Origin of the sequence: Mycobacterium sp. (genome assembly GCF_032162605.1) — a bacterium.
Classification (GTDB): Bacteria; Actinomycetota; Actinomycetes; order Mycobacteriales; family Mycobacteriaceae; genus Mycobacterium.
This window is the reverse complement of the sequence record NZ_JAVROT010000031.1, coordinates 1-4,833: the sequence shown is the minus strand read 5'-3', so window position 1 is coordinate 4,833 and position 4,833 is coordinate 1. Positions and strand designations below refer to the sequence as shown.

Annotated in this window: 3 protein-coding genes and 3 pseudogenes; 3 read left to right on the top strand and 3 right to left on the bottom strand. The window is 67.4% G+C overall.

What is annotated here, in order from left to right:
- Positions 1-749 (bottom strand): carboxylesterase family protein (locus QOI01_RS01475; protein ID WP_526377914.1); only part of this gene is annotated, 749 nt, incomplete at its 3' end.
- Here QOI01_RS01475 and ypfJ point away from each other — a divergent pair.
- Complete coding sequence (ypfJ, locus tag QOI01_RS01470; protein ID WP_526377912.1) at positions 673-1,569, top strand: KPN_02809 family neutral zinc metallopeptidase; 897 nt, start codon at positions 673-675, stop codon at positions 1,567-1,569. The two genes, QOI01_RS01475 and ypfJ, sit on opposite strands and share 77 nt — an antisense overlap.
- An 83-nt stretch (positions 1,570-1,652) precedes the next feature.
- On the opposite strand, the pseudogene QOI01_RS01465 reads toward ypfJ, so the two are convergent.
- A pseudogene (locus tag QOI01_RS01465) lies at positions 1,653-2,039 on the bottom strand (acyl-CoA thioesterase); the annotation flags it as partial.
- Between QOI01_RS01465 and QOI01_RS01460 the strand changes: the two are divergent.
- Positions 2,038-2,739, top strand: a pseudogene (locus QOI01_RS01460) (acyl-CoA dehydrogenase family protein); the annotation flags it as partial. The pseudogenes QOI01_RS01465 and QOI01_RS01460 sit on opposite strands and share 2 nt — an antisense overlap.
- Positions 2,736-3,984 (top strand): annotated as a pseudogene (locus tag QOI01_RS01455) (acyl-CoA dehydrogenase family protein). The pseudogenes QOI01_RS01460 and QOI01_RS01455, both read left to right, overlap by 4 nt.
- A gap of 52 nt (positions 3,985-4,036) precedes the next feature.
- On the opposite strand, the gene QOI01_RS01450 reads toward QOI01_RS01455, so the two are convergent.
- On the bottom strand, positions 4,037-4,833 hold a 797-nt coding region (locus QOI01_RS01450), incomplete at its 5' end, for an alpha/beta fold hydrolase (RefSeq protein ID WP_526377910.1).

The following is a 4,833-nucleotide window of genomic DNA, read 5'->3' as shown; positions in this document are numbered from 1 at the left end:
GCGCCGGCGGACTGGCCGAACACCGTGACCCGGTCGGGATCGCCGCCGAACGCGCCGATGTTGTCGCGCACCCACTGCAGGGCCGCGACCTGGTCACGCAGACAGAGGTTGTCGTCGAAATCCGGTCCGAGGTCGCCGAGTTCGAACCCCCCGAAGACACCGAGCCGATACGTGACGTTCACGACGACGACGTCCCCGTTGGCCGCGAGCCGACTGCCGTTGTAGAGCTGGAGTTGCCCAGCGCCGTAGACGAATGCGCCACCGGGTATCCAGACCATCACCGGAAGGGCGGACCCTTTGGGATCAGGAGACCACACAGTCAGCGTCAGACATGCCTCGTCGCGAATCTTCGGGTCGTCGCGGCCACCGCCGACGAACGACCGCCCCTGCGGTGGAATCGGCCCGTGCTCGATGGCGTCGCGAACCCCGGTCCACGGCGCGGGCGGCACCGGAGCCACGAACCGTCGGTCGCCAAGGGGTTGCTCGGCGTACGCGATGCCCCGCCACACGTTGACGCCACCCTCGGTGGTGCCTCGCAACCTGCCGTAGGCGGTGTGCGCGATGGTCGAATCTTCCGCAGTTCCCCGCTGAGCGGCCACGGCTGAATCGTAGTGTGGGAAGCTGAACCCGGCTCGTCCCGAGCCTTCGGTGTCGGCCACGGATGGGGTGCAGATGACCTTCAACGAGGGTATGCGGATCGACACGAGCACCACGTCGAGCAGCGGCGGTGGCGGCGGTGGCGGACGCATCGCGATCGGCGGCGGCGTCGGTGGGCTGCTGATCGTCGTAGTCGCGCTGTTCCTCGGCGTCGATCCCGGCACGGTGCTGCCGCAGGGCGGCTCAGGCGAGTACGACTCGCAGGGCGTCGAGGCGCCCGGCTTCGAACTGAGCCAGTGCAAGACGGGCAAGGACGCCAACGACATCCTCGGGTGTCGCATCGTCGCAACGGGCAACTCCGTCGACGGGGTGTGGGCACAGTTGCTGCAGGGCTACACGCGACCCAAGATCCGCCTGTTCAGCGACCAAGTTCAGACCGGATGCGGTCCCGCCACCACCGATGTCGGGCCCTTCTACTGCCCCGTCGACCAGACGGCGTACTTCGACACCTCCTTCTTCCAGACACTCGTCGACCAGTTCGGCTCCAGCGGTGGCCCGTTGGCGCAGGAGTACGTCGTCGCGCACGAGTTCGGCCATCACGTGCAGGATCTACAGGGCACCCTCGGCCGCGCGCAGCAGGGGCCGGGCGGCGCCGAGGGCAACAGCGTGCGCACCGAACTGCAGGCCGACTGCTACGGCGGTGTGTGGGCGCATTACGCCGCGATCACCAAGCAGCAGGGCACCGACGTGACCTTCCTGCAGCCGCTAACCGATCAGGACATCACGGACGCCCTGTCCGCGGCCTCGTCCGTGGGCGACGACAGGATCCAGAAGTCCTCGACGGGACGGGTCAATCCGGAGTCTTGGACCCACGGTTCGTCGAATGCCCGGCAGTACTGGTTCACCGAGGGTTACCGGACCGGCGACCCGAACAAGTGCGACACCTTCTCCGCGCAGGATCTCCACGAGTGACGAGGCGCCACGCGCAGCATTGACCGCATTGAACGGCGGCCCAGATCCCAGCGGACAAGGGCTATCTGAAGATCTGAAGCTGGCTACAGTCGGGACTCCGCACCGATCGAGGTGTCGGTGGTGCGCAGCGGACGTATCAGCGCGTCCTGGCTGAACGAGGCGAGAAGGTCGCCCTCCTCCGTGTGAACCGCACCGCGCACGTAGGACATCCCCGCGCCCACCTGAGTGCTCTCGTGGGTGTAGAGGATCCAGCCGTCCCAGCTGACCGGCTCGTGGAAGCTCACCGAGATCGTCATCGGCGCAGTCGACACCGTGAGGTGAGCCTGCGCGGTGCCGATGCCCTCGTGGGCGCGCATCGTCGTCGAAATCCCAAGGTGGCCGGTGAAGTACGCGAGCAGCGCCTTGGCCAGTTCATCCCGGCTGGGAATCGGGTCGTAGTGCAACCACGCGTAGAGTTCCGGCGGCCCGACGGGGTTCCGCATCGACGGTGTGAAGGACCGCGTCGAGGCGGGGGCCGAATGCGGACTGTTCCTCGTCGTCGCCGAATACCGCGGCGCCATCCGTCAGTTCCTGGTGCCCGCCGGTGCAGCCGGCGTCTCCATCGAGAGCCAGATGTCCCTCGACCTCGTAAAGCGTTACGCCCGAGTCACCTTCGACGGCGTCGTCATCGACGGAGACGCTGCCGTCGGATCGGCCGAACAGACCGTAGCGCTCATCGCCAGGCAGAGCCAGATCGCCCAGGTGCTTCAGTGTGCCGAGGTGGTCGGCATCCTCGACGCGGTGTTCGACTTCACCGTCCAGTGGGCGCTGGACCGGTACTCGTTCGGCCGACCCCTGGCGTCCTATCAGGCGCTCAAGCACAAGTACGCGGACATGAAGATCTGGCTGGAGGCCTGCCGCGCCACCACCCGCGCCGCGATCGCCGCGGTCGGCGCCCGCGCCGACGACGCCGACCTGACGGTCAGCGTGGCGAAGTCCTACCTCGGTGAACACGCCCCCGGCATGCTGCAACAGTGCGTCCAGCTGCACGGTGGCATCGGCGTGACCTGGGAGCACGATCTACACCTGTATCTGCGCCGAATCACGCTGTACCGCTCGATGTTCGGAACGCCCGAGGATCACAATCTGCGTGTGTACGCGCTCACCGAGGAGCTGGAATCCGCGTCATGACCGAAATCACGACGACCACGACGGCCGAGTCGGTCTCGGAGTTCGCCGCGCGAGCACGGGCCTGGCTCGCCGAGAACATGCCGCGCATCGACCCGGCCAACCCGCCAGGGATCGACCGCGGCGAGGACGCTCCCTGGCAGCGTGCCCGCGAGCTGCAGCAGAAGTTGTACCGAGGGGGATTCGCCGGGATCTGCTTCCCACGGGAGTACGGCGGACTGGGCCTGCCGATCTCCTACCAGCGGGCGTTCGACGCCGAATCGCGCGACTACGAAATGCCGATCATCCTCAACACCCCTACGTTCACGATCTGCGCCGCGACCATCCTCGACACCGGGACCGACGGGCAGAAACGCGACCGGATCTCCGCGGCGATCCGAGGTGACGAGGTCTTGGTGCAACTACTCAGTGAGCCGAGTGGCGGATCCGATCTGGCCGGGGTGATCACCCGAGCCGACCGTCGTGGCGACAAGTGGATCGTCAACGGCGCCAAGACCTGGAGCACCAGCGCGTTCGCCGCCGACTACGGACTTCTGCTGGCCCGCACCGACTGGAACGTGCCCAAGCACGAAGGCCTGACGATGTTCCTGGTACCCATCAACAGCCCCGGCATCACCATGCGCCGGATCATGCAGGTCGACGGTGGCAACGAGTTCTGCGAGGAGTTCTTCGACGACCTCGAACTTCTGGACGACGCCGTCGTGGGCGAGGTGAACAAGGGCTGGGAAGTGGCGTCCCGGCAGATGTTCCACGAACGCCGAGCGGTCGGCGGCGGCTCCGAGTTCGCTAGCGGGACGGGCGCCGAGGGTGCTTCGGACCAGCCCGTTGACTACGTCGCGCTCCTCGAGGCGACCGGCCAGACCGACAACGAGCGGATCCGCGAGCAGGCGGGCCGCGCGCTGGTGCACCGGGCCGTTCAGAAGCAGTTGGTCGACCACGTCTATCACGGCGTCCTGGACGGCTCGCTGCCGCCGGCGGCGGGCTCGATCATCCGTCACGCACGCCGAGACCGTTCAGTTCGAGATCGACACCGCGCTGGCCATTGCGGGCACCGGTGGCGTGGTCGACGACGGAACCGGCTTGTTTTCCTACGGCGAGCGCTACCCCTCCCGCCAGGGCGCCTCACTCGGCGGCGGTACCACAGAGATCGCGCGCAACATCATCGGCGAGCGCATCCTGGGCTTCCCCCGTGAGCACGCTCCTGACCGTGGCGTGCCCTTCAATCGGGTGAAGCGCAAGCGCGACTAGCGATTTCGAACGACCATGACCTCTGCGTAGGCGATCGAAGGACACTCAAGGATCATCGGTTCTCCTTCCAGAAGTCGACCAGCAGCCGGGCAGCGCCTGCCGGGTCCTGCGTCATCCACCAATGGCCCAGTCCCTGGAGGACTGCGACGCGGGCGCCGCTGCGGCCGGCCGCGCGTTGCTTCTGCTCGTCGGTGCCGACGAAGTGGTCCTCGGTCGCCAGCAGTGCGAGCCCGGGCCGGGCGGAGGCGGCTTCGAGGTTCTCACCCGCCCTGGCGGCGACGGGCTGCGCGGCAGACCGGTACAAGACGAGGATCGCCTGCCCCATCACGTCGTCGATGCCTTCGGACACCCTGCTCGCGACAGCGGCCGCCATGCCCGCCGCTGCCAGGAAGTCGGCACGATCGGCGGTCGACATCGCGGCGAACTCGGCGACGGCGGTCTCACCGACGTCGGGCGTCTGCCATTGTTGAGCCAGGTCATGCCAGACGTAGTCGGCGTCGAACACCCCGGGAACGTCGGAGACCCAGGAACGCAGCAGGTCGGGCCGTGTCATCGCGACGTTCAGCGCGTGGCCACCGCCCCAGTCGTGCCCGACGAGATCGACCGGTTGACCGATTGACTCGAGTTCGGCGACGAGCCAGCCGCGGTACCCGTCCATCGTCGCCGTGAAACCGGCGGGCACCGGCGCGCCGAACCCGGGCGGGGAGAGCCTGCGGACATCGGTCTCCCCGAGGTCGTGGAGCTGCTCGACGAGGGGATCCCACACCTCGGTGGTCTCGGGCACGCCGTGGACCAGGATCACTGTCATCGGTTCTCCCCCTTCCCAGGATTTGAACAATCCTGCCATCC